The 21,011-nt window shown below is 64.7% G+C and carries 18 protein-coding genes; 11 read left to right on the top strand and 7 right to left on the bottom strand.

Features of this window, described 5'->3' with window-relative positions:
- The first annotated feature begins 82 nt into the window (after nucleotides 1-82).
- The 7 genes from QRN21_RS00410 to QRN21_RS00380 all read left to right on the top strand — a co-directional run bounded on the left by QRN21_RS00410 (nucleotide 83) and on the right by QRN21_RS00380 (nucleotide 9,334).
- Nucleotides 83-1,768 (top strand): amidohydrolase, encoded by a 1,686-nt coding sequence (locus tag QRN21_RS00410; RefSeq protein WP_285362865.1) that lies wholly within the window; start codon nucleotides 83-85, stop codon nucleotides 1,766-1,768.
- The gene (locus QRN21_RS00405) at nucleotides 1,765-3,420 is read left to right on the top strand and encodes an amidohydrolase (RefSeq protein ID WP_285362864.1); all 1,656 of its coding nucleotides are present in this window, start codon (nucleotides 1,765-1,767) and stop codon (nucleotides 3,418-3,420) included. Before QRN21_RS00410 ends, QRN21_RS00405 begins: the two co-directional genes overlap by 4 nt.
- A gap of 11 nt (nucleotides 3,421-3,431) precedes the next feature.
- Entirely contained in the window at nucleotides 3,432-3,815 is a 384-nt protein-coding gene (locus QRN21_RS00400; protein ID WP_285362863.1) for a cupin domain-containing protein, read from the top strand.
- Between the two features lie 23 nt (nucleotides 3,816-3,838).
- Entirely contained in the window at nucleotides 3,839-4,846 is a 1,008-nt protein-coding gene (locus QRN21_RS00395) for a helix-turn-helix transcriptional regulator (RefSeq protein ID WP_285362862.1), read from the top strand.
- Nucleotides 4,847-5,051: 205 nt separating this feature from the next.
- Nucleotides 5,052-6,455: an APC family permease gene (locus QRN21_RS00390; protein WP_285362861.1), complete on the top strand. Its 1,404-nt coding sequence runs from the start codon at nucleotides 5,052-5,054 to the stop codon at nucleotides 6,453-6,455.
- Nucleotides 6,456-6,500: 45 nt separating this feature from the next.
- Nucleotides 6,501-7,955 carry an aldehyde dehydrogenase family protein gene (locus tag QRN21_RS00385; protein WP_285362860.1) on the top strand — a complete coding sequence of 485 codons (1,455 nt, stop codon included), beginning with the start codon at nucleotides 6,501-6,503 and terminating at the stop codon, nucleotides 7,953-7,955.
- A 176-nt stretch (nucleotides 7,956-8,131) separates the two neighbouring features.
- Nucleotides 8,132-9,334 carry an aspartate aminotransferase family protein gene (locus QRN21_RS00380; RefSeq protein ID WP_285362859.1) on the top strand — a complete coding sequence of 401 codons (1,203 nt, stop codon included), beginning with the start codon at nucleotides 8,132-8,134 and terminating at the stop codon, nucleotides 9,332-9,334.
- A gap of 92 nt (nucleotides 9,335-9,426) precedes the next feature.
- On the opposite strand, the gene QRN21_RS00375 is transcribed toward QRN21_RS00380, so the two are convergent.
- The gene (locus tag QRN21_RS00375; protein ID WP_285362858.1) at nucleotides 9,427-9,828 is read right to left on the bottom strand and encodes a nuclear transport factor 2 family protein; all 402 of its coding nucleotides are present in this window, start codon (nucleotides 9,826-9,828) and stop codon (nucleotides 9,427-9,429) included.
- 87 nt (nucleotides 9,829-9,915) lie between these two features.
- Between QRN21_RS00375 and QRN21_RS00370 the strand changes: the two genes are divergently transcribed.
- Complete coding sequence (locus tag QRN21_RS00370) at nucleotides 9,916-10,278, top strand: winged helix-turn-helix transcriptional regulator (RefSeq protein WP_285362857.1); 363 nt, start codon at nucleotides 9,916-9,918, stop codon at nucleotides 10,276-10,278.
- A 32-nt stretch (nucleotides 10,279-10,310) separates the two neighbouring features.
- Here QRN21_RS00370 and QRN21_RS00365 read toward each other — a convergent pair whose 3' ends face one another.
- The 3 genes from QRN21_RS00365 to QRN21_RS00355 all read right to left on the bottom strand — a co-directional run bounded on the left by QRN21_RS00365 (nucleotide 10,311) and on the right by QRN21_RS00355 (nucleotide 14,834).
- Nucleotides 10,311-12,560 carry a heavy metal translocating P-type ATPase gene (locus QRN21_RS00365; protein ID WP_285362856.1) on the bottom strand — a complete coding sequence of 750 codons (2,250 nt, stop codon included), beginning with the start codon at nucleotides 12,558-12,560 and terminating at the stop codon, nucleotides 10,311-10,313.
- The gene (locus tag QRN21_RS00360; RefSeq protein ID WP_285362855.1) at nucleotides 12,557-14,533 is read right to left on the bottom strand and encodes a cytochrome c oxidase assembly protein; all 1,977 of its coding nucleotides are present in this window, start codon (nucleotides 14,531-14,533) and stop codon (nucleotides 12,557-12,559) included. The genes QRN21_RS00365 and QRN21_RS00360 overlap by 4 nt, the downstream gene beginning before the upstream one ends.
- Nucleotides 14,534-14,606: 73 nt before the next feature.
- Nucleotides 14,607-14,834 (bottom strand): heavy-metal-associated domain-containing protein, encoded by a 228-nt coding sequence (locus QRN21_RS00355; RefSeq protein WP_285362854.1) that lies wholly within the window; start codon nucleotides 14,832-14,834, stop codon nucleotides 14,607-14,609.
- Between the two features lie 190 nt (nucleotides 14,835-15,024).
- Between QRN21_RS00355 and QRN21_RS00350 the strand changes: the two genes are divergently transcribed.
- Complete coding sequence (locus tag QRN21_RS00350; RefSeq protein ID WP_285362853.1) at nucleotides 15,025-15,234, top strand: hypothetical protein; 210 nt, start codon at nucleotides 15,025-15,027, stop codon at nucleotides 15,232-15,234.
- A 53-nt stretch (nucleotides 15,235-15,287) separates the two neighbouring features.
- Here QRN21_RS00350 and QRN21_RS00345 read toward each other — a convergent pair whose 3' ends face one another.
- The 3 genes from QRN21_RS00345 to QRN21_RS00335 all read right to left on the bottom strand — a co-directional run bounded on the left by QRN21_RS00345 (nucleotide 15,288) and on the right by QRN21_RS00335 (nucleotide 17,793).
- Nucleotides 15,288-16,070, bottom strand: a complete 783-nt coding sequence (locus QRN21_RS00345; RefSeq protein WP_285362852.1) for a M56 family metallopeptidase — start codon at nucleotides 16,068-16,070, stop codon at nucleotides 15,288-15,290.
- A 45-nt stretch (nucleotides 16,071-16,115) separates the two neighbouring features.
- A complete protein-coding gene (locus tag QRN21_RS00340) occupies nucleotides 16,116-16,493 on the bottom strand; it encodes a BlaI/MecI/CopY family transcriptional regulator (protein ID WP_285362851.1) in 378 nt (125 codons plus the stop codon).
- Between the two features lie 67 nt (nucleotides 16,494-16,560).
- Complete coding sequence (locus QRN21_RS00335) at nucleotides 16,561-17,793, bottom strand: TetR/AcrR family transcriptional regulator (protein WP_285362850.1); 1,233 nt, start codon at nucleotides 17,791-17,793, stop codon at nucleotides 16,561-16,563.
- 120 nt (nucleotides 17,794-17,913) lie between these two features.
- On the opposite strand from QRN21_RS00335, the gene QRN21_RS00330 reads away from it, so the two are divergent.
- Nucleotides 17,914-19,191 carry an MFS transporter gene (locus tag QRN21_RS00330; protein WP_285362849.1) on the top strand — a complete coding sequence of 426 codons (1,278 nt, stop codon included), beginning with the start codon at nucleotides 17,914-17,916 and terminating at the stop codon, nucleotides 19,189-19,191.
- Between the two features lie 9 nt (nucleotides 19,192-19,200).
- Entirely contained in the window at nucleotides 19,201-20,991 is a 1,791-nt protein-coding gene (locus QRN21_RS00325; RefSeq protein WP_285362848.1) for a glycoside hydrolase family 3 protein, read from the top strand.
- Nucleotides 20,992-21,011: the final 20 nt, after the last annotated feature.

The following is a 21,011-nucleotide window of genomic DNA, read 5'->3' as shown; positions in this document are numbered from 1 at the left end:
GGCAGACGTCACCTATCGTCTTTGCACCCGCGACCGTCCGAGATAGCACCCGAGCAGTTCGAATCGCACGCAGGGGAGAGTCATGACCCGAGAATGGGCCTTCGTCAACGCGGTCATCCGTACAGTCGATGATCGGAACACCGTCGTCGACGCCGTGCTGGTGCGGGACGGACGTATCGTCGCAGTTGGGCGCGAGGAGGACGTGAGGGCTGCGGCCGGTCCGGGATGCCGGATCAGGGATCTGGAGCAGCGGACCGTCGTGCCTGGATTCATCGATCCGCACAACCATCTGAGCCTGACCGCGCTCGACGCGGTTTCTCTCGACTGCTCCGGGAAGCTCCTACCGACCGTCGATGAACTCCTGCACGCGATCGCCGGTGCCGCGGCGGTCGCGGTCCCCGGGCAGTGGATACGAGGAACGAACTTCACTCCGTTCGCGGTCAGTGAGGGCCGGGCGCCGACGATCGGCGAACTCGACGAAGCCGCACGCGACAATCCCTTCTTCCTTCTGGATGTGTCATGCAATCGGGCGTGGGCGAATACTCGAGCGCTCGAGGTCGTCGGAATCAATGAGTTCAGTCCACAACCGTGGGGCGGGCAGATCGAGCGCGATCACGCGGGAATGCCGACCGGAAGCCTGCTGCAGGCGGCGATGAACCCCCTACAGACGGCGTCCTGGCATGCGATCGGGAGCGCGGATTGGGACGTCACGATCGAACTGCTTTCACGCAGGATGGCCGAGTACGCCGCTGTAGGACTGACAGGCCTCAGCGATGCCGCCGTGACCCCTGACGCAGCAGAGATGTATGCCAGGGCCGACAGGCAGGGGACGCTCCCGTTCACGGTGCATCAGATGCACACTGCAGACGACTTCTTCGGCAAACAGGACATCCGTCGTACCGGCTTCGTTGATCGGGTCCACGATCGCGAAAGCAACCGTCTGCGCGGAGGAACGATGAAGATTTTCTTGGATCACGGCTTCCCCGACGGGCCCATCATGAATCGGGTGCACCAAGGATGCCATTCGCACACGGGGAGCGCGTACTACGGGAAGCTGGAAGTGGTCGAGCTTGCGGTGGCAGCCAATCAGCTCGGGATCCGCACGGCGATCCACGCGATGGGCAACTGGGCGGTCGATGTGGTTCTCGACGCGTACGAGTCCGTGCGGCGGGCAGGCGGCGACGAACTGCTGCGACTCGAACACGCCTACGTTGCCGAGCCTGCTCAGGCGCCGCGGATGGCCGATCTCGGGGTTGACTTGGTCGCGAAGCCCGGCATCCTCTTCGGTACCGGGCCGTTCTTCGACCAGGCGTGGCGAGGTGGAGGACAAGCGCATCTGCGGGTGGTCCCACTGCGCAGCATGATCGACGCCGGTGTCAGGGTCAGCTTCGGCTCCGACGCTCCCGCCGGACCGTACCGGCCCGCAGACATCCTCTGGAACGCGGTTTCGCGAATGTCGATGACGGGAGAGGTGATCGACGCCGACGAGGCGGTCACCCCCGAACAGGCCTTGCGATGCGCCACGATCAACGCGGCTTATGCCTCAGGCCGGGAGAACGAAGTGGGGAGTATCGAGGTCGGCAAGCGGGCGAACCTCGTGATCATCGACCGCGATGTCGTCACGTGCGCGGTCGATGAGATCCGCGGGATGGAAGTGCTCGAGACGATCGTCGACGGCGTACCGATCTTCTCGGTGCTCGATCATCTCGACATCGACAGGCTCGGCGCCGCCGATCGTGTGTCGACCGGGATGGAGAAGCCGGCATGAGACCCGAACGCGCCTACATCAACGCGACGATCCACACCGTCGACGTTCGCGGCAGCGTCGCGAACGCGATTCTGCTGCGGAACGGGCGCATCGCGGCCATCGGCACGAACGCCGAGATACTGGCGGCCGCAGCGCTCTCCTGCGAGATCAGCGATGCCCGAGGCCGGACCATCGTTCCCGGATTCATCGACCCACACAACCACCTCAGCCACGCGATGCTGGACGCCGTCTCCGTCGACTGCAGCATCCCGCCGCACGCCTCGCTCGATGAGGTGCTCGAGACCATCGCCAATGCTGCGATGAGGCTTGTGCCCGGCCAATGGCTGCGTGGGTTCGGGTTCACGCCGTGGGCGCTGGCGGACGGTCGCGAGCCCACCAGGCAGGAGCTCGATGAAGCCGTCCCGGACAATCCCTTCTTCCTGCAGGATGTCTCCTGCCACCGCGGCTGGGTCAACTCCGCCGGGTTGCGGGATGCCGGCATTGACGAGTACACCCCGCAGCCGTGGGGAGGAGTGATCTCGAAGGATCATGCGGGTGAGCCCACCGGAGCGCTTCTCGAGGCTGCGGTCAACCCGATGCAGACGCGGTCCTGGCGGAGCGTCGTGTCGCGGGATCCGGACGCGGCCCTCGAACTCCTGACGACGCAGATGCACTACCTCTCCTCCCTGGGGATCACCGGTGTCTGCGATGCGGCGGTCACTCCGGACATCTCGGCGTTCTATCACCGCGCCGATGTCTCAGGGCACCTACCGTTCACCGTCCAGCAGCTGCACACGGGTGATGACTTCTTCGCTCGTCAGGATCCGCGCCGCCATGACTTCATCAAGCGTGTGCACGATCGCGAGAGCGACCGTCTCCGCAGCGGCACGATGAAGTTGTTCGCCGACCCCGGATTCCCTGACGGTCCATTGATCTCCTGCTCCCACGGAGACACTCATGTACACCGGGGGTCCGCGTGGTATGGCGCGAAGGAGATCAGTGACATCGTCACGACGGCCGACGAGCTCGGCATCGACGCGGCGGTGCACGCGATGGGAAACTGGTCTGTGGACGCCGCATTGGATGCGTACGAGGCCGTGCGGCGCAGCCCGAAGGACCGGGAGCGGCTTCTGCGTATCGAGCATGCTTTCGTGGCGGCACCTGGGACACAGGCCCCGCGGATGGCGGCGTTGGGTGTCGACCTCGTGGCGATGCCCGGACTGATCCACGACACCGGGCCCTCGTTCGATCAGGGGTGGCGTGCCGAACTGCGTCACGAGCTCACGATCATCCCGATCCGCAGCATGATCGACGCCGGGGTGCGGGTGAGCTTCGCCTCGGACGCGCCGACCGGCCCGGTCTCGCCGATCGAGCTGATGTGGAACGCGGTCACTCGCATGTCTCAGACGGGTGAGCCGATCGATCCGGATGAAGCGGTGACGGCGGCGCAGGCGCTTCGATGCGCCACCATCAATGCGGCGCACGCGGCCGGTCGGTCCGCTGAGGAGGGCAGCCTCGAGGTGGGCAAGCGCGCCAACCTCGTGGTCATCGATCGCGACATCCTGAGTTGTACGTCTGATGATCTTCGTGCGACGGGTGTGCTGGAGACCGTCGTCGATGGCCAGACGATCTTCGACGGATACGAGTCCGTTGCCGCGGCGGCGGCTTCGTGAGAGCGCAGAGTATGGACATTTCCGCACTGCTCCAGAAGGCGAACTTCGATGACCCCTCCCATCAACTGATCATGATCGGCCGCATCACGAAACGAAAGGTCGTGCTCGACGGCACGACCGCTCTTCTTGTGAGGTTCCCAGTTGGTGCCTCGGTGGCGGAGGACGCAGCCCCGCCTGGGGAACCCGGCACCGGGATGTGCGCCCAGCCGCATGTCGCCTTCGTGCTCGAGGGCGGTGTCGGAGTGCGCCAGCAAGACGGCTCACAACAGACCTACTCCGCGGGCGATGTGATGATGCTGCCCCCGCACCATGACGTGTGGACGGTGGGCGACCAGGACTGCGTCTTCGTGGAGTTCCTGCGCGGGACGAGCGATGTCTATGACTTCTGGCCGTAACAACAGGAACCTTATAGTGAGGCGTGACCACTTCTGATGGACGGCTCGCGTTCGCGGCGCGGCTGACGTCAGCCACGTCCGTGCAGGATCTCGCCGACCGTCTCTACGCCGGTGTCGGGGCGGTTTTCCCTGATACCTTCGTGGGGTTCGACGTGCTCGATCCCGACACGTATCGGCCGTTGAGGACGACTGCGTCGGGTGTGAGCAAGTTCTTCCTCTCTCGCTACGATCGGTTCGCGCGCGAGGACGATCCGATCCTCCATGAGGCGATCACGCAGGGAACTGTCGCCTACAACCTGCAGTCGATGACCCTCGACGAATGGACGTCGCACCATATCTATCGCGAAGTCTTCGCCATGCACCACATCGTCGGGCTCGTGTACGCCCCGGTGAAGATCGACGGGCGGGTAGTGGCGACGCTGAACTTCGGTCGCAGCGCTCGGCGCGCACTCTTCAGCGAAGGGGAGCTCGATGACGCTCGTGGCCTTGCCGAGCTGGTCGGCAACGTCATGGCATCGCTCGGTCGCGTGGAGCTGGTCGAACGTCGCGCTGCGCTGTACGGCGATGCGCTCGATCTCGTCAGCGAGCCGATCGTCATCACAGATGTGGCGGGAGCGCAGAGATACCCGAATGCCGTCGCGCAGCGTCTGCTCGCGGAGCGTGCCGGCGCCGGTACCTCTTTCGATGAGGCCGTCGTCGCGTTCGAATCGCATTCGAACCAGGGGGCCGGTACACAATTCGTGCGCTGGATCGCCGCGGCGCCGAGTGGGGAGGCGTTCGTCGCCTTCCTGCTGGAGGATCCCTCGGATCAGCAGATCCCGGAGTGGCTTCTGCGTGTTCTGACGCCCCGCGAGGCGGCGGTCTTCTCCTTGGTGGCCACAGGCCTGCGTGACATGGAGGTCGCGCAGCAATTGAACCTCAGCGTCCACACCGTCAAGGGATATCTTCGCGAGGTGCTCCGGAAATCCGGGGCTCGTTCTCGCTCCGAGCTGGCACGTATCGCCGCCTCGAAGGAACGGCACCACGACTGACCCCCTCGAACGAGGGGGGTGCGGTTTCCATGCGAACGAAGCTGACTTCCTACGCATCCGGCCGCCTACTGTCGCTGTAACGCAGCGCGTCACCCGACACGCGGATGCGATCGACCGCACCCACTGCGCGTTCGAGCCGGCGGATCAATGATGCTCCGTCGCCGGACGGCCCTCCACCGAGACACGAAGTAGTCCAGGAGAAGTCATGGTTTCGCATACTCAGGAAGAGCTGACCCAGAACGGCCTTCGACCGAACTCGCTCGGCGTCGCCGGGATCGTCTTCTTCGTCGTCGCAGCGGCAGCCCCACTTTCGGCCGTCCTGGGAAGCAGCCCTTCCGTGGTCGGGCTCGGGACGGGAGCGGGTGCGCCCTCCGCTTATCTGTTGGCGGGGTTGCTGCTGCTCGTGTTCGCAGTGGGATATGCGGCCATGAGCGGCGAAGTGAACGCAGGCGGTGGATTCGCCAGTTACGTGCAGGCGGCGTTCGGGGAGAGGGCAGGACGCGCCGCCGGTTATCTCGCGGCTGTCGCCTACATCGTGGTGCAGGTCGGTCTTTACGGCATCACGGGCTTCTTCGCGAACTCGATCTTCGTCGGGATAGGACTCGACCTTCCTTGGTGGGCGTGGGCAGTGGCCATCTGGGTGCTCATCAGCGTTCTCGCCTATCTCGACATCGAGCTGTCCGCGAAGGTCCTCGGTGTTGTGATGATCGTCGAGGTCCTCGTGCTGCTGGTGGTCTCCGTCGCGATCTTCGCATCCGGGGGGGAGGAGGGGATCACCGCGATCAGTTTCGATCCGGTCACCGCGACGACCGGCGCCTTCGGCATCGCTATGATGTTCGCCTTTGCTTCCTTCATCGGCTTCGAAGCTACAGCGATCTACAGCGAGGAGGCCAGGGATCGGGCGCGAACGATTCCCCGCGCGACCTACACCGCTGTGACGATCATCACTCTGTTCCTGGTCGTGACCGTCTGGAGCTTCGTCATCGGCTACGGTGCGGACGACGTTCAAGAGGCAGCACTTGCCGGACCCGATACGTTCGTCTTCGCTCTGGCGGATCGTTACGTCGGCCCCGTGTGGTCGATGATCATGATGTTCTTGCTGGTCACCAGCTTCGTTGCTTCCATGCTCGCCTTCCAGAACACCATCGCTCGGTATCTTCGGGTGCTGGCACTGCGGGGATGGGCTCCCTCGGCGCTCGGCCGTACACACCCGCGGTTCCGTTCGCCTCATGTCGCAAGTCTCTTCACGAGCACGGTCAGCATCATCGTCGTGATTCTCTTCGCCGCATTCGGGCTCGACCCGTACTTCATGCTCTTCATGTGGTGCGTAGGACTCGGCACGCTCGCGATCATCGTGTTGCAGTTGCTGACGTCCATCTCGGTGGTGGTGTACTTCGCGCGCTGGGGGAGCAAGGTCAGTCGATGGCGCACGCTGGTGGCTCCCTCGGTCGGGGCGATCGGCCTCGGCGCCGCGGTCATGCTCATCGTCATCAACTGGCCGGCCATGGTCGACGCAGAATCGGGCTTCTCGCAGCTGCTGCCCTGGGCGATACCGATCATCCTGCTGATCGGTCTGGTGCTCCCGGTGAGGCGTGGACTCACGCGCTAGCACCGGCCCTTCCTTCAACTCTCTACCCAACCCAGGAGAACCATCGTGGACCTCGAAAACCTGACCAAGCAGTACATCGATGGCGCATGGCGCCGGGGGAGCAGCGACAAGACGCTCACCGTGCGGGACCCGTTCAACGGAGAGGAGATCGGAGCCTTCCGCATCGCGACCGTCGACGATCTCGATGTCGCCTTCCGTGCGGCCCAGGCGGCGCAGCCGGGCTGGGAAGCGATGTCCGCCTACCAGAGGCGGGATGTGTTCGAGAAGGCGGCGGCGATCGTCGGGCGACGGTTCGACGAGATCGCGGACCTGATCCGGCGCGAGGTGGGAGGTACCGCTCTCAAGGCGGCATTCGAGATCGGCCTGGTCATCGACGCTCTGAAGGAGGCGAGTCACACCGGATTCCAGATCCACGGCTCGATCATTCCTTCGCCGGTTCCCGAGACGGAGAACTTCGTCTTCCGCAAGGCGTTGGGCGTCGTCGGTGTGATCAGCCCCTTCAACTTTCCGTTCTTCCTCGGCCTGAAGCCGGTCGTGGCCGCATTGTCGACAGGCAACGGGGTCGTTCTCAAGCCCCACGAGGAGACGCCCATCACCGGGGGGACCCTGATGGCTCAGATCTTCGAGGAGGCGGGGCTGCCCGCAGGTGTCTTCAACGTGGTGGTCACCGAGATCTCTGAGATCGGTGACGCTTTTCTCGAGCATCCGGTGCCTCGCGCACACGTGTTCACCGGCTCCGCACCCGTGGGACGTCACGTCGGCGAGGTCTGTGCTCGGCACTTCAAGAAGGCGATCCTGGAGCTCGGCGGCAACAGCGCGTTCATCGTGTTGGAAGACGCCGACATCGACTATGCGGTGGAGTCGGCGGTCTTCAGCCGATTCACCCACCAGGGACAGATCTGCATGTCGGCGAACCGACTGCTCGTGCATCGTGATGTCGCGGAGGAGTTCCGAGCGAAATTCGTGGCGAAGGTCTCTTCGCTGCGGGTGGGGGACCCCGCCGACCCCTCGACCATCGTGGGTCCGCTCATCAACAACCGAGAGGTGCAGAACCTGCAGAAGGTTGTCGACGGAGCGATCGCTGACGGTGCGACGGCACTCTACCGAGGGGAGACCGTCGACAACGTGCTCGGCCCGATCGTGCTCGGCAATGTGCGCACATCGGATGCGGTCGCGCAGGGTGAGCTTTTCGGCCCGGTGATTCTCTTCCTGGAATTCGGCTCCGACGACGAGGCGATCGCTATGGCGAATGACACGGTGTACGGGCTCAGCGGTGCGGTGCATACGCGCGACCTCATGCGAGGGATGAATGTCGCGAAGCGGCTCGAGACCGGCATGGTGCATGTGAACGACAGCACCATCTCCGATGAGCCGATCGTCCCGTTCGGAGGCGAGAAGAATTCCGGGCTCGGTCGGCTGAGCGGACAGTCGACCATTGACGAGCTCACCACCCAGCAGTGGATTTCGGTGAACCACGGCCAGACCCGCTACCCGTACTGATTCAGACGCACGAAAGAAGACACAGTATGCGCACCACCGGCCTCACCCTCGACGCCAGCCAGATCGCCTTCTCTCACCGATTCGCCCGCTCAGCGGAACTGTCGGAGGCGGGGAAGGCCGTCGTCCCCGGAGGTTACTCGCGGAACTCCTTCAACTTCGGACCTCACGCGGTCTACGTGGAATCCGGCGACGGCGCGTATATCACCACGGTGGAAGGGCATCGTCTCCTCGATCTCAACAACAACTTCACCACCAACGTGCTCGGACACAACCCGCCGGCGGTGCAGACGGCATTGCACGCCGCCATCGACACCGGCGTCTCATTCGGCAACCCGGTCGAAGCCGAGACGGAACTGGCGCGAATGCTCATCGAACGCATCGCCTCGGTCGACAAGGTCAAGTTCTCGTGCTCGGCGTCTGAGGCGGCGCTGAGTTCAGTCCGCATCGCCCGCGCGTATACGAGACGGAGCAAGATCGCGAAGTTCGAGGGGGGATACCACGGCTTCACCGACACACTCCAGGTGTCCTGGCATCCGCACAGCGATGGTGCGGCGGGAGAGGACGCGAATCCGACGCCACTGGCGGATGGTGCTGGTATTCCCGAGGTCGACGTGGCGAACATCGTCCCGCTGACGCAGAACGACTGGCCGGGGACAGAGCGCATCTTGCGCGCGCAGGCAGCGGACATCGCCTGCGTCATCCTCGAGCTCGAGAGCGCTTCGGGGGGACTCGTCACGCTCGACGTCGACTTCGTCTCCCGGCTTCGTGAGTTGACCACGGAGCTGGGGATCGTGTTGATCTTCGATGAGACCGTGACCTTGCGGGCCGGTGCGGGTGGATTGCAGGCCGAATACGGTGTGATGCCCGATCTGACCGTGATGGGGAAGATCGTGGGGGGCGGATTCCCCCTCGGCGCCGTCGGCGGGTCGGCCGAGATAATGTCGGTTCTGGACAGCGGTCTGGTGTCGATCTCGGGTACGCACCACGGTCACAAGATCTCTGTCGCTGCCGGAATCGCCACCTTGCAGCAACTGGATGCCGCAGCATTCGACCGGCTCAACGCGATGGCTGGGAGGGTGATGCACGAGCTGAATGAATGGAGCATGGCACGAGGCAGTACTTTCAGCATCTACGGTCGCGGCATCTCGCACATGGCGTATGGCTTCATGAACGAACCGGGCCTGCAGATCCGCACTCATCGCGACTACTGGCGAAACCTGGATGATGATCGCACACAGACGCTTTCACTGGAACTGGCGAATCGAGGGTTCTTCCCCGTCGCGCGCGGTGACTTCTCGCTCTCTCTGCCGATGACCGATGACGACATCACCTCGTTCATCGAGACGACCAAGGAGATCGTCCGGGACATTGAGGGATGATCCCGCGCAGTACGTGAGGAGAACGCCAACGGAGGGGTGGTGTTCGAGGGGGACCGGATGTTCGCCGGGCACCCTCGAACGGTGAGGGTTGCTCAGCGCTGACCCCAGAAGGCGTCTTCGGCCGCGCCGTCTTCGGAGAAGAGATGGACAGCCACGATTTTGCCGTCACGCACGGTGAGCAGGTCTACGCCGGCCATGTCCATCGAGGCATCGCCGCGAGCGCCCGAAAAGCGCACGGGGAGCGCGACCATCTCGCCGTTGACCATCGCGGGCCCGGTGACGGCGAGCGCGAAGGTTCCCATGGTCGCTTCCATCATTCCGCCGAGGAGGGCGCCGACTCCGTCGATGCCCGTGTGTACGCCCGAGAACTGGTGTGCACCCGGCTGGTGCCAGACAACGTCGGGGCTGAACTGCGCCATCACGGTGGGGATGTCGCCCTGTGCGAGAGCGGCGAAGTAGGTTGAGGCGACGCCTGCGGGGGTGGTGTCAGTCATGATTTCTCCTTCAGTTGAACGGTATGTCCTTATAGTTACATATGGTAACCTGTTACCTCAACGTAACCATGAAGGCGAGTTTTCGATATGGCCGATCCGGTCTGGAACGTGATGTTGGCCACCTGCCCATCGCGCACATCGTTGGCGCGCGTCGCCAATAAGTGGACGGCCATGATCGTGATCGCTCTGAGCGATGGTCCGGCACGGTTCGGGGTCATCCGTGATCGCGTCGAGGGGATCAGTGCAAAGGTTCTCGCGGACACGCTTCGCGACCTCGAGCGCGACGGCCTGTTGACGCGGACCGCGTATGACGAGATGCCGCCTCGCGTCGAGTACGACCTGACGCCACTGGGGTTGACGCTCCGGGAACCGCTCACGGCACTCGGGCGCTGGGCCGAGAGCCATGTCGCGGAGGTGTTGGTCGCGCGCGAGGCGTATGACAATCGGTAGACACTCGCCTGCTAGGAACGCTGCCTAACTGATCAGCGCGAGCCGCGGACCTTCTGGATGCGCAGGCTGTTGTAGACCACGAACACGGAGGACAACGACATCGCTCCCGCGGCGATCAGGGGGTTCAGCAGCCCCGCGGCCGCGATCGGGATCGCTGCGACGTTGTAGCCGAAGGCCCACACGAGGTTCATCTTGATGGTCCGAAGTGTCTTGCGTGAGATCGCGATCGCATCCGGGATGACGAGCAGATCGTCGCGGACGAGGATGACGTCCGCCGCTTTGAGTGCGATGTCCGTGCCGGTCACGATCGCGAGGCCGAGGTCAGCCGTCGCCAGGGCGACCGCGTCGTTGACTCCGTCGCCCACCATGGCGACGCGCTTGCCATCCGCCTGCAAGGAGCGGACAACGTCGGCCTTCCCCGCCGGAAGAACACCGGCATGCACGCTGTCAACGCCCAGTTCCGACGCGATACGAGCGGCTGCTGCCGGCGAATCGCCCGTCAGTAGCACGATCTCGAGTCCCTGCGCTCGGAGAGCGGTGACGGCTTCAGCGGCGCGCTGCTTGAGGGCGTCAGAAAGCGCGAGCACGCCGATCACATGTCGGTCGGCGGCGACCAGGATGGTCGTGTGGCCCTCGCTCTCGAAGCGTTCCACCGTTGCCCGCGCCTCAGCGGGGATGTTCACGCCTTCGCCCTCCATCAGCCGGGCATTGCCGACGACGACATGGGTGTCGTCTATCACGGCGATCGCACCCAGTCCGGGCATCGCGGTGAACTCTGACAACGGGCGCAGATCATCCATGTGAGGCGAGGCGGCCTTCTCGATCGCGCGAGCGATGGCATGTTCCGACCCTCGCTCAGCCGACGCCACCAGAATCCACATCTCGCGTGTGGATACTCCGAAGGCCTCGGAATCCTGCACCGTCATGGTGCCGGTGGTGAGCGTACCGGTCTTGTCGAGGACCACGGTCGTGACGGCCCCGGACGCTTCCAGCGCGTCATGGCCCTTGATCAGGATGCCGAGCGTCGCCGCACGCCCGATGCCGACCATGAGCGCGGTGGGGGTGGCGAGCCCGAGCGCACAGGGGCAGGCGATGATGAGCACGCTGATGCCGACTCCGATGGCCTTGTCGTCGGGAGCTCCGCTGAGAGCCCAGGCGATGCCGACGACCACGGAGAGCGCGATGACGACGGGGACGAACCAGGTCACCACGCGATCGACCAGTTTCTGGACATCGGCTTTGCGGGCCTGGGCCTGCTCGGTCAGTGCCGCCATCTGGGCGAGCTGGGTGTGGGCGCCCACCGAGGTCGCCCGCACCTCAAGTCGCCCATCGGTGCTGATGGTTCCGCCGGTGACCGTGTCGCCGATCGCCACCGCGACGGGCATGGGCTCGCCCGTCATCATGCTCGCGTCAACGGCGGCGATGCCGTTCACCACGATGCCGTCCGCGGGGATGGTCTCACCAGGCAGGAGGACGAACACGTCGCCGGAGTGCAGCTGGCCGGCGGGCTCCACCGTCTCGACACCGTCCCGCAGCACGCGCACGTGCGTGGCCGCGAGTGCGCTGAGTGCGCCGAGAACGTCTCCCGCCTTCCGACGCGATCGTGTCTCGAAGTATCTGCCGGCGAGCTGGAAGGTGGTCATGCCTGCCGCCACGTCAAGGTAGATGGAGTCGGCACCCTCGGGCGTGGAGCCGAAGCCGAGCCAGTAGCCCCCCGATCCGGCACCCACACCGAAAAGAAGTGTCGCGACCGCCCAACCGAACGAGGCGGCGATACCCAGAGACACCAGGGTGTCCATGCTGACCATGCCGTGGCGCAGGTTGCGGAAGGTGGCTCGGTGGAACGGCCACGCGGCCCACGTCACGATCGGCAATGCGAGCAGCACGCAGACCCACTCCCAGCCGGGGAATCGCCATCCGGGCACGAGGGCCAGGACCAAGGTGATGTCCATCAGCGGGACGGTCACGAGGGCGGCTACCGCCAGCCGTCGCCGGAGCGAGGAGATCCGGAACTCGGTGGCACGCTGCGACCAGGCATCATCCGACCCGTCTCGCAGATGGGCGCCATAGCCCGCGCTCTCGATCTGCGCGATCGCGCGTGCCGACTCCTCGGTCGAGATGCCGGTCAACACTGCCCGCTCCGTCGCGTAGTTGACGGTTGCGGTGACGCCCTCGAGCTTGTTCAGAGCACGCTCGACACGGCCAGCGCACGCCGCGCAAGTCATGCCGGAGACGTCGAGCTCGAGGGGGGCTTCGAGCAACTGCACGGTCTGAGTGTTCATCGCTGTGGCTCCTTCTCGGGCTGCGGACCCGGGCGTAGTTCATCGCTTGCTGCGGAACGGGCCGAGAGTTGGCGCAGCATCTCGTTGTATGCGTCGAACTCCACATCCCTCCCCGTATCGAGATGCCGGTCCTTGCGCCGTGCTTCCTTCGAATCCTGGCGACCCCATTGGATCAGCAACACGATGATGACGATAAGGAGCGGGATCTCTCCTCCCGCCCAGGCGACACCCCCTGCGAGGTACTGCTGTGCGGGAAGGTCGGCCCACGGGAGCTTGAGGTAGAGGTAGAAATTCTCGGCGATCAGGGTCGTGCTCGTCATCAGGATGATGCCGAAGAACGCGTGGAAGGGCATGGCGGCCAGCGCGTACCCCAGCTTTCCCACATGGGGGATTGGGCGGGGCGGGCGATCGACGCCGATGATGAGGCTGTAGTACAGGTAGCCGACGATCAGAAAGTGGAGATTCATCAGCTGATGCGCCCAGTGGAAGCGCATGTACTCGCCGAAGATCCCCGTGAGGTACAGCCCGTAGTAGGAGCCGATGAACACCACGAACACGATCAGGGGGTTGTAGAGGAATTGGAGGACCCGCCAGTGCAGCACCCAGGTGATCCAGTCGTGCGGCCCCACGGCTGATCCGGGCACCGAGCGCGTGGCGCGCAGCAGCAGCGTGACGATCCCGCCCAGCACGAGCATGCCGGGTGCCAGCATGTTGAGGCTCATATGGACGATCATGTGGATACCGAAGTCCGGTGCGGAGTACTTGCCGAACCCTGAGCTGGTGGCGAAGATGATGATCGCCCAGCCCAGCACCCAGGCGACGGTTCTGCCGGGGGGCCACTGGTCGCCGCGCCGGTGGAGCGCGCGCACTGCCAGGAGGTAGACGACGACGGCTGCCGTCGCGATCGTCAGGAACAGAACGTTCGGTCGCCAATGGCCGAACAGCACCTCGATGCTCGGTGGATCCGCGACCTCGAAACCCATGAACGTCTGCGAGATGGTCGTGGGCACGAAGTACTGCGGCGGAGGCTGCCGGGTCATCGCAGCTGTGGCGCCTATCCATGCGATGACCCCGAAGGATGCGACCGAGAGGCAGGAGACGATGTGTGCCGCGCGAACGCGTGCGCGACGCCAGAGCGAGCGAAGCGCGATCAGGGGGAGCGCGACGATGAGGAGGGCCGCCCATCGCCCCACGATCAGCCAGCCGGTCAAAGACCCGAGAAGGGGCGTTCCGGCGAGCTTGAAGAACGTGATGACGACGTCCGAGGCGGCGATGACCGGTAGCAGGATCCCCGCCATGACGAAGAGTCGCCGAAGGGACTCTGGGTCGATGAATCGACCGGAGTAGACCCGCAGCCAGTAGAACGCGACGACGCCGAAGTGCAGATTTATCGCGAGCGACTGGAAGACGGCGGCATCGCCGCCGAAGTCGTGATCGGGGCCGACGAGGATCTGGCCCGACACGACGGGAGCCAGCGTGGCGAGGAACGATGCCCACAAGGGGATCAGCATCCCTGTCCAGCGGTCGACGAAGAACGATGCGAACAGCACCACAAGAGCTCCCGCACAGCTGATCGTCCAGGCAGCGGGCGGGTAGCTCGCCTCGAACAGGAACGCGATCGTTCCCGGTTCGAGGATGCGGGAGAGGGGCACGCCGCTGGTGTCGAATGCTTCGAACACGGCCAGCCCGGCGGCGCTCGCTGCCCAGACCGACGCGGTGACTCGGAGAACGCGGAGCTCGAAGCCGTGCTCAAGACTCATCGCGCGCTTCGCAGGCGTGGCGCGGAGGAAGAGCAGGTGAGTGAGGATGCCCATGCTGAGCAGAATCCCGGTCTCGGCCGCCACCAGGAGAGCGGTGGTCGTCACACCGACGTCAAGGCCGGGAAAGGATTGGAAGAGTTTCTTGTACGGCGCGTCTCCGAGTGCGACCGTGATCCCAACAGGCAGTCCGACGCCGAAGAAGGCAGTGGCCATGCCGCCCGCGATCAGGAGATGACGGGATGGGCGTAGCAGGGCGGGATCGCGGGGTGCGTTCGGCGCAGGCTCTTCACGCATCGTGGCTTACAGGCCACGAACCCACTTTGTACCCGGCCTCACCCACCGCGGCTTCCCAGGAGCTCCCGTCCACCGGGAGATCGTGGGTGACGCTCACGCGTCCCGTTGCCGCATCAGCGACGACATTCTGGACGCCGGGAAGTCGGGACAGCTCTGACCCCACCGCATGCTCGCAGTGCTCGCACGTCATTCCGGTGACCTCAAATGTGAACTGGGACATTTTTACTCCACTCGCTTTGCCGGGAACAAGTCTACATCGTGTAGTTTTAGCACCGCGCCGCGAAGGCGAAGATAACTACCGGATGTAGCGTTAACATTACCCGCTTCGGATCTCGACGAGGTCCGTATCGCAGTTCCCAGAGAGGCGGAAGTGGAGAGGTGAGTCAGAGAGCGGAGTCGGAGCAGTGAGCATGACCTCGGCCATCATTCATCTGGTGGCGCTCCTGGTGCTGATCCTTGTCATCGGACTCACCGCGCCCCCGCGGGATCAGGATGACCACCCGTCCACTCTCGCTGAGGAGTGGGGCGAGGCGAGATTTCTCATCTATCGGATCCGCCGCAGGGTGCGCTCGGCGTGGTCATGGGTGCTCCGTGTATGCGGCTGGAAGCCTCGGGCCTGAGTAACTCCGTAGCGGAGGTGGCGCGAGCCGGATCGGTCCCGAGAGCCACCACGTCAACTCGAGGAATCGCGAGCGAAGGCCGCAGGGGGCCGGCGACGCTTGACGGCGCCGGGCCACCTTTTGTCCACGAGTCTCTCGGCGCGAAGCTCCAGGCCGGCGTCGTTCGATGCTGCCGCGAGCGTCGAAAGCGCGTTCGCCAGATGCGCGGGGCCGGCGAGACGTGCCGCCTGGTCATCCGCCGCCAATTCGACAAGAAGCGTGGTTGCTCTTCGCAGCGCGCGCGCGGAGTGCGTTCTGGGGAGACAAAGAGCGTTGATGCGAGCGATTCGGGTGGCCCACGCATGATGTTGCCTCAGGTGCGCGTATTCATGAGCGAGGACGGCTTGCAACTGAGCGGAAGGGAGAAGCGACTCCATGCCCGTCGAAAGCAGGATCTCGGGCGGTCTGCCCGGTGCGGCGAAGGCGATCGGCTGATCCGATTCGAACCGGACCAGCGTGAACCCGCGTCGCTGTTCGCGGCTGATGGCGATCGGCGCCAGCGAATGCAGCGCGCCTGTCTCGGAGGAGAGCACCGGCTCGGCGGACACGGCGACGAAAGCGGCGATCGCGCCGAAGGCTCCCAAGCCTGCCCAGCCGAGGATCGTCATCAGCAGCGTCTCTGAACCGGTCGGGGTATGCGAGGCGGCGACGGCGCCCGCAACGCCGATGATCAGCCCGGCGAGGGCCAGTGCGATGCCTATGAAGAACGCCCCGAACCACACTGAGAGGGCGGTACGCGGGTGCAGAAGTTGCCAGCGTCCCACGGTGAGCAGAAGGGGTGCGAGGAGTGCGACCATGATCGATGCGATGCCGCAGGCCAGCACAACCCAGAAGAGCATCTGCTAGCGCTTCGAGGACTTCCGACCGAAGGCGGATTTCAGCAGGGCGACGTCGTCGTCGTCAAGCGTTCCGGCGAAAGCGAGCAGTGCCGCGTGGCGGTCTCCCGCGCGGTCCAAGGCGGAGAGCATCGAATCGCTCGTGAACTCTTCTCCCGAGCGTGCGGCCTGAAAGCGCACCTTGCGGGGAGAGTCTCCCGATCGGACGACCTGCCCCTTTTTCTCCAAGCGGGTGAGCGCCGTGAGAAGGGTCGTGTACGCGGGCACTTGTCCGGTGAAAAGCTCCTGCAGGTCGCGCGCGCTCATGGGATCCACGTGCTGCCAGAGCAGCCGCATGATCTCGCCCTCGAGCTCGCCTCGCTCTCGAGTTCTCTCTCCGGCCATAGTTCCTCCGTACGACTGGGGTATGAGGTCCGAATCGGCTTACTCTACAAACCTGGTAGCTACTGTATTACACCTTGGAGGATGTGCGCTCATCCGGCGCGTGCGCTTCGTCAGGGATTGCGCTCCTCGCGGCCGGGGTGATTCCCAGGGATGTCTGGATGTGATGATCCAGCTGTGCGGGGAGATCCATGTCGTCAGGACTCAGGATCAGTTGATACTGCAGTCCGTCCCACAGTGCGACGAGCCACACGGCATCGAGCCGTGGATCCGAAGACCCGGAGTCGCTGTTCGCGATGAGGCCCTCGAAGTAGTCGATCGTGCGGGAGAAGCGATCGGTGAAGTAGGCGTGCGCCGGATGGTCGGGGTGAATAGCCTCGGTGGAGAGGACGGCGTACATGTCTACGAGCCCTCGCTCCACGTTCAGATCCCGGCGCGCCTCATTGCCGAGCTCCGCGAGCTCCGTGCGCGCATCCATGTCCCGCTGACCGCGCCTATGAACGAGCTGCTCGTCTCTGTGGCGAAGCACCTCTGCAAGAAGGCCCGCCTTGTGTCCGAAGTGGTGGAGCAGTGTGGACGCGGAGATGCCCACCTCGGATGCGAGCTGCCGGATGGTGGTTCCGTGGTATCCGTTGCGGGCGAAGAGCATGGTGGCGTCTTCGACGATCTGCCGCCGGCGGGAGCGACCACGCGCATAGCCGAACTCGGCGGGTATCAGCGATTCCGGAGGTGCGGGGGCCGTGCGGGAGGAGGGCGCTGACGGCTGGGCGCGCGCCGGATCGAGGCGCGCCCGGAGGATTCGGGCGGGATCGAGTGACGGGAAGTACGCCTGCAGTACGAGCAGCCCCTCCCACGCGGCGACGAGCCCTTGAGGGGTCAGCGAGGTCGAGCGGGAATGCTGGATGAGGAGGCTCTCGGTCGACTCGAGGAGCTGCCGGTGGTGGCAGGCCGCGGACGGTGATGATGATGGTGAACCGTTCATCAGTGCGAGGTTCAAGAACTGCACCGAGATCGAGCGATAGTCGGGGATCTCCAGCAGACTCGCCCACGAACGGATGCCAGCCGACATCCGCAGCCCGGTCTCGACGCAGAACTCGGCTTCCACTGCTGTCATCAGTGCATTCATCGAGCGGAAGTGGCCGAGGAGCCCGGGGCGCGTGATCTCCGATTCGGCTGCGACGTCCTCGAGTGAGACCTGTGCGGCGCCTCGCGAGCCGATCAGTGCTCTGGCCGAGGCGAGAATCCGCCGTCGCGTCAGCGCGGTCGATGCGGTGCGGGACGAAGCGTGCTCGGAAGATCTCACCGTCTCATGATCGCACGCACGCTTCAGCTACAAATAGATCGATATTGACTTACATTTTGTTCGAGTTTGCGTTACTCTGGCCCGAACCCACCCCCTTCGGGCGCGACCAAGGAGTCGACGATGACTGAACCCTCCACCACCACACCTCTCACCCGGACCGTACCGGCCGGCCCCGTGTCTCCGGCCTACTTGCCGACGCTGGGTCTCGCCAACTTCGGCGTGTACCTGGCGCTGCTCACACCCGTGTTCGTCTCACTGGCCTTCAAGCTCGAGCACATCACCGCGAACCGCGGCGAGTCGGTCGCCGCGCTCAGCCTCGTCATGGGCGTCGGCACACTCTTCGCGATCATCTTCAATCCGCTCGTCGGGCGTCTGTCGGACCGCACCATGTCGCGCTTCGGCATGCGGCGGCCCTGGCTGATCCTCGGTGCCGTGGTCGGATTCGCGGCTCTCGTGACGATCGGTCTGGCGAGCGAGGTCTGGATGGTCCTCGTGGGATGGTGCGTCGCGCAGGCTGCCCTCAATGGCACGCTGGCAGCGTTGAACGCCACCATCGCGGATCGCATGCCGGTATGGAAGCGCGGCCTCGCGTCAGGAATCATCGGGATCACCACGTCGCTCGGCATCCTGGGCGGAACGTTCGCGGTCAACTTCCTCGACTCGGATCTCTCGCGATTCGCGGTACCCGCGCTCATCGGTCTGGTGTTGACGGTGCTGTTCGCGATGCTGCTGAAGGATGGGGTGCGTCTCACCCCGCCGTCGACGAGCTACGGCTGGAAGGACTTCGCCGGATCCTTCGTCTTCAACCCTCGCAAGAACCCCGACTTCGGTTGGACCTGGATCACGACATTCCTGGTGATGTTCGGTTACGCCGGTATCGCCACGTATCTGCCGCTCTATCTGACCGACAAGTTCCTCCTGACGGAAGCAGAGGCCATCACGGCCGTCCTGATCTGCAACCTCGCGGCAGTCGGCGCGCAGGCGATCTCCGGGCCGCTCGCGGGTTACCTCTCCGACAAGCTCGGGCGCCGGAAGCCGTTCGTCCTCGCCGCCGGCATCATCATGGTGGCCGGGCTCGTCGTTCTCGCCTTCGCGCCGACCGTCGAGATGGTGATCGTCGGTCAGGGACTGATCGGACTCGGCATCGGGTCCTTCCTCTCGGTCTCGCTCGCCCTGGCGACGCAGGTGCTCCCCGATGTCGAAGACACGGCCAAGGACCTCGGCGTCATCAACATCGCCAATGCGCTGCCGCAGTCCATCGCTCCGGCCATCGCACCGGGAGTCATCGCGCTGGGCGCGGCGACCGCGATCGGCGGCTACTCGTTGTTCTACCTGGTCGGCGCGGCTGCCGCATTGGCGGGCGCAGTTCTCATCTTCCGAGTCAAGGGCACGAAGTAAGGCGCACTCATGGATTCCGACAATCAGAGCATCGACGTACGCTTCCGCGACAGCAGTCTTCCGGTCGAGGAGCGGGTGGAGATCCTCCTCGCCCAGATGACGCTGGAGGAGAAGGCCGGCCTGTTCTTCCACGCCATGATCTCGATGGGGGAGGACGGTGCACTCTCCGATGGTGATGAAGAGTTCGACCTCCCATCGAACGCGGAGTATGTGTCACATCGGCACATGAGTCACTTCAACCTCCTCACCGGAGGGTCGCCGGAGGCGATGGCGCGCTGGAACAATCACATACAAGACCTAGCGCTCACCACGCGGCTCGGGATTCCGGTGACGGTGTCGACCGACCCTCGGAATTCCTACAGCGACAATCCGCTCGCCGGACTTCTCGCCGGGGCGTTCTCCGTGTGGCCGGAAGCCCTGGGGCTCGCCGCGATCCGAGACGAGGGCGTCGTTCGGCAGTTCGCTGACATCGCTCGCCAGGAGTATCTCGCCGTCGGCATCCGTGTTGCTCTGCACCCGCAGATCGATCTCGCCACCGAGCCGCGCTGGGCGCGCCAGCTCGATACTTTCGGTGAAGACGTCGAACTGACGAGTCGGCTCGGTGTCGCGTACATCCAGGGCTTCCAGGGCGAGGCGCTCGGACGGGACTCGGTCGCGACGATGGCCAAGCACTTCCCGGGCGGCGGGCCGCAGAAGGATGGCGAGGACCCGCACTTCGCCTACGGACGCGAGCAGGTGTATCCCGGCGGTCGGTTCGATCTGCACTTGGAGCCGTTCCGTGCGGCGATCGCCGCAGGTGCGTCGCAGATGATGCCGTACTACGGCATGCCGGTCGGCACGGAGTACGAAGAAGTGGGCTTCGGGTTCAACCGCTCGATCATCACGGAACTTCTTCGCGAACAGCTGGGCTTCGACGGAATCGTCTGCACAGATTGGGGTCTGATCAACGACGCGACGGTCGAGGGAGAACCATTCCCCGCGCGGGCCTGGGGTGTGGAAGACCTCACCCCGCGGCAGCGGATGCGCAAGGCCGTCGATGCGGGCGTGGATCAGTTCGGCGGAGAAGCATGTCCCGAGATGCTCGTCGAGTTGGTTGAGGCGGGTGAAATCTCGGAATCTCGGCTCGATCTCTCGGCGCGCAGGCTCCTCGCCGAGAAATTCGTGCTCGGTCTCTTCGACGACCCGTACGTCGATCCGGTGGAGGCGTCTCGTGTGGTCGGTGCGCCCGCGTTCATCGCCGCGGGCCTCGCGGCTCAGCGTGCGTCGTTGACGCTGCTCACGAACCGTTCCGAGGGTGGGCGCTCCGCTTTGCCCGCCGCGGAGGGACGGCGCCTGTACGTCGAGGGCATCCCCGAGGATGTCGCTGCGGAGTACGGCACTGTCGTCACCGATCCGCTCGAGGCGGACCTCGCCATCGTGCGCATCCATGCACCGTATGAGAAGCGCTCCACGGCCTTCGAGAACTACTTCCATGCGGGCTCGCTCGCGATGGATGACGAGACCGTGTCGCACATCGCTCAGCTGAGCGCGTCGACAACCACGGTCGTCGATGTCTTCCTCGATCGTCCGGCGATCCTCACCCCGATCCTGGAATCGGCGCATGCGGTCGTCGCCAACTACGGTGCCCACCCGCGCGCGGTGCTCGACGTGCTGTTCGGTCACGATGCGCCGAGGGGTCGCCTCCCCTTCGATCTGCCGTCCAGCATGGCGGCGGTCGAAGCATCGCGCTCAGATGTTCCGTTCGACACTGCTGACCCGCTGCTGCGCTTCGGACACGGATTGGGGTACGGGGTGCGCTGACCCGCCCGCCCCCCCGCACG

The organism is Microbacterium sp. LMC-P-041, assembly GCF_030209555.1.
Classification (GTDB): domain Bacteria; phylum Actinomycetota; class Actinomycetes; order Actinomycetales; family Microbacteriaceae; genus Microbacterium.
This window is presented reverse-complemented; position numbering and strand designations above follow the sequence as displayed.

Excerpts from the sequence above, each read along its gene's own strand:
- QRN21_RS00330 (WP_285362849.1), top strand. The coding sequence starts at position 17,914 with ATGACTGAACCCTCCACCACCACACCTCTCACCCGGACCGTACCGGCC.
- QRN21_RS00405 (WP_285362864.1), top strand. The coding sequence starts at position 1,765 with ATGAGACCCGAACGCGCCTACATCAACGCGACGATCCACACCGTCGAC.
- QRN21_RS00345 (WP_285362852.1), bottom strand. The coding sequence starts at position 16,070 with ATGGTCGCACTCCTCGCACCCCTTCTGCTCACCGTGGGACGCTGGCAA.
- QRN21_RS00350 (WP_285362853.1), top strand. The coding sequence starts at position 15,025 with ATGACCTCGGCCATCATTCATCTGGTGGCGCTCCTGGTGCTGATCCTT.
- QRN21_RS00375 (WP_285362858.1), bottom strand. The coding sequence starts at position 9,828 with ATGACTGACACCACCCCCGCAGGCGTCGCCTCAACCTACTTCGCCGCT.
- QRN21_RS00360 (WP_285362855.1), bottom strand. The coding sequence starts at position 14,533 with ATGGCCACTGCCTTCTTCGGCGTCGGACTGCCTGTTGGGATCACGGTC.
- QRN21_RS00400 (WP_285362863.1), top strand. The coding sequence starts at position 3,432 with ATGGACATTTCCGCACTGCTCCAGAAGGCGAACTTCGATGACCCCTCC.
- QRN21_RS00390 (WP_285362861.1), top strand. The coding sequence starts at position 5,052 with ATGGTTTCGCATACTCAGGAAGAGCTGACCCAGAACGGCCTTCGACCG.
- QRN21_RS00325 (WP_285362848.1), top strand. The coding sequence starts at position 19,201 with ATGGATTCCGACAATCAGAGCATCGACGTACGCTTCCGCGACAGCAGT.
- QRN21_RS00370 (WP_285362857.1), top strand. The coding sequence starts at position 9,916 with ATGGCCGATCCGGTCTGGAACGTGATGTTGGCCACCTGCCCATCGCGC.
- QRN21_RS00355 (WP_285362854.1), bottom strand. The coding sequence starts at position 14,834 with ATGTCCCAGTTCACATTTGAGGTCACCGGAATGACGTGCGAGCACTGC.
- QRN21_RS00365 (WP_285362856.1), bottom strand. The coding sequence starts at position 12,560 with ATGAACACTCAGACCGTGCAGTTGCTCGAAGCCCCCCTCGAGCTCGAC.
- QRN21_RS00410 (WP_285362865.1), top strand. The coding sequence starts at position 83 with ATGACCCGAGAATGGGCCTTCGTCAACGCGGTCATCCGTACAGTCGAT.
- QRN21_RS00340 (WP_285362851.1), bottom strand. The coding sequence starts at position 16,493 with ATGGCCGGAGAGAGAACTCGAGAGCGAGGCGAGCTCGAGGGCGAGATC.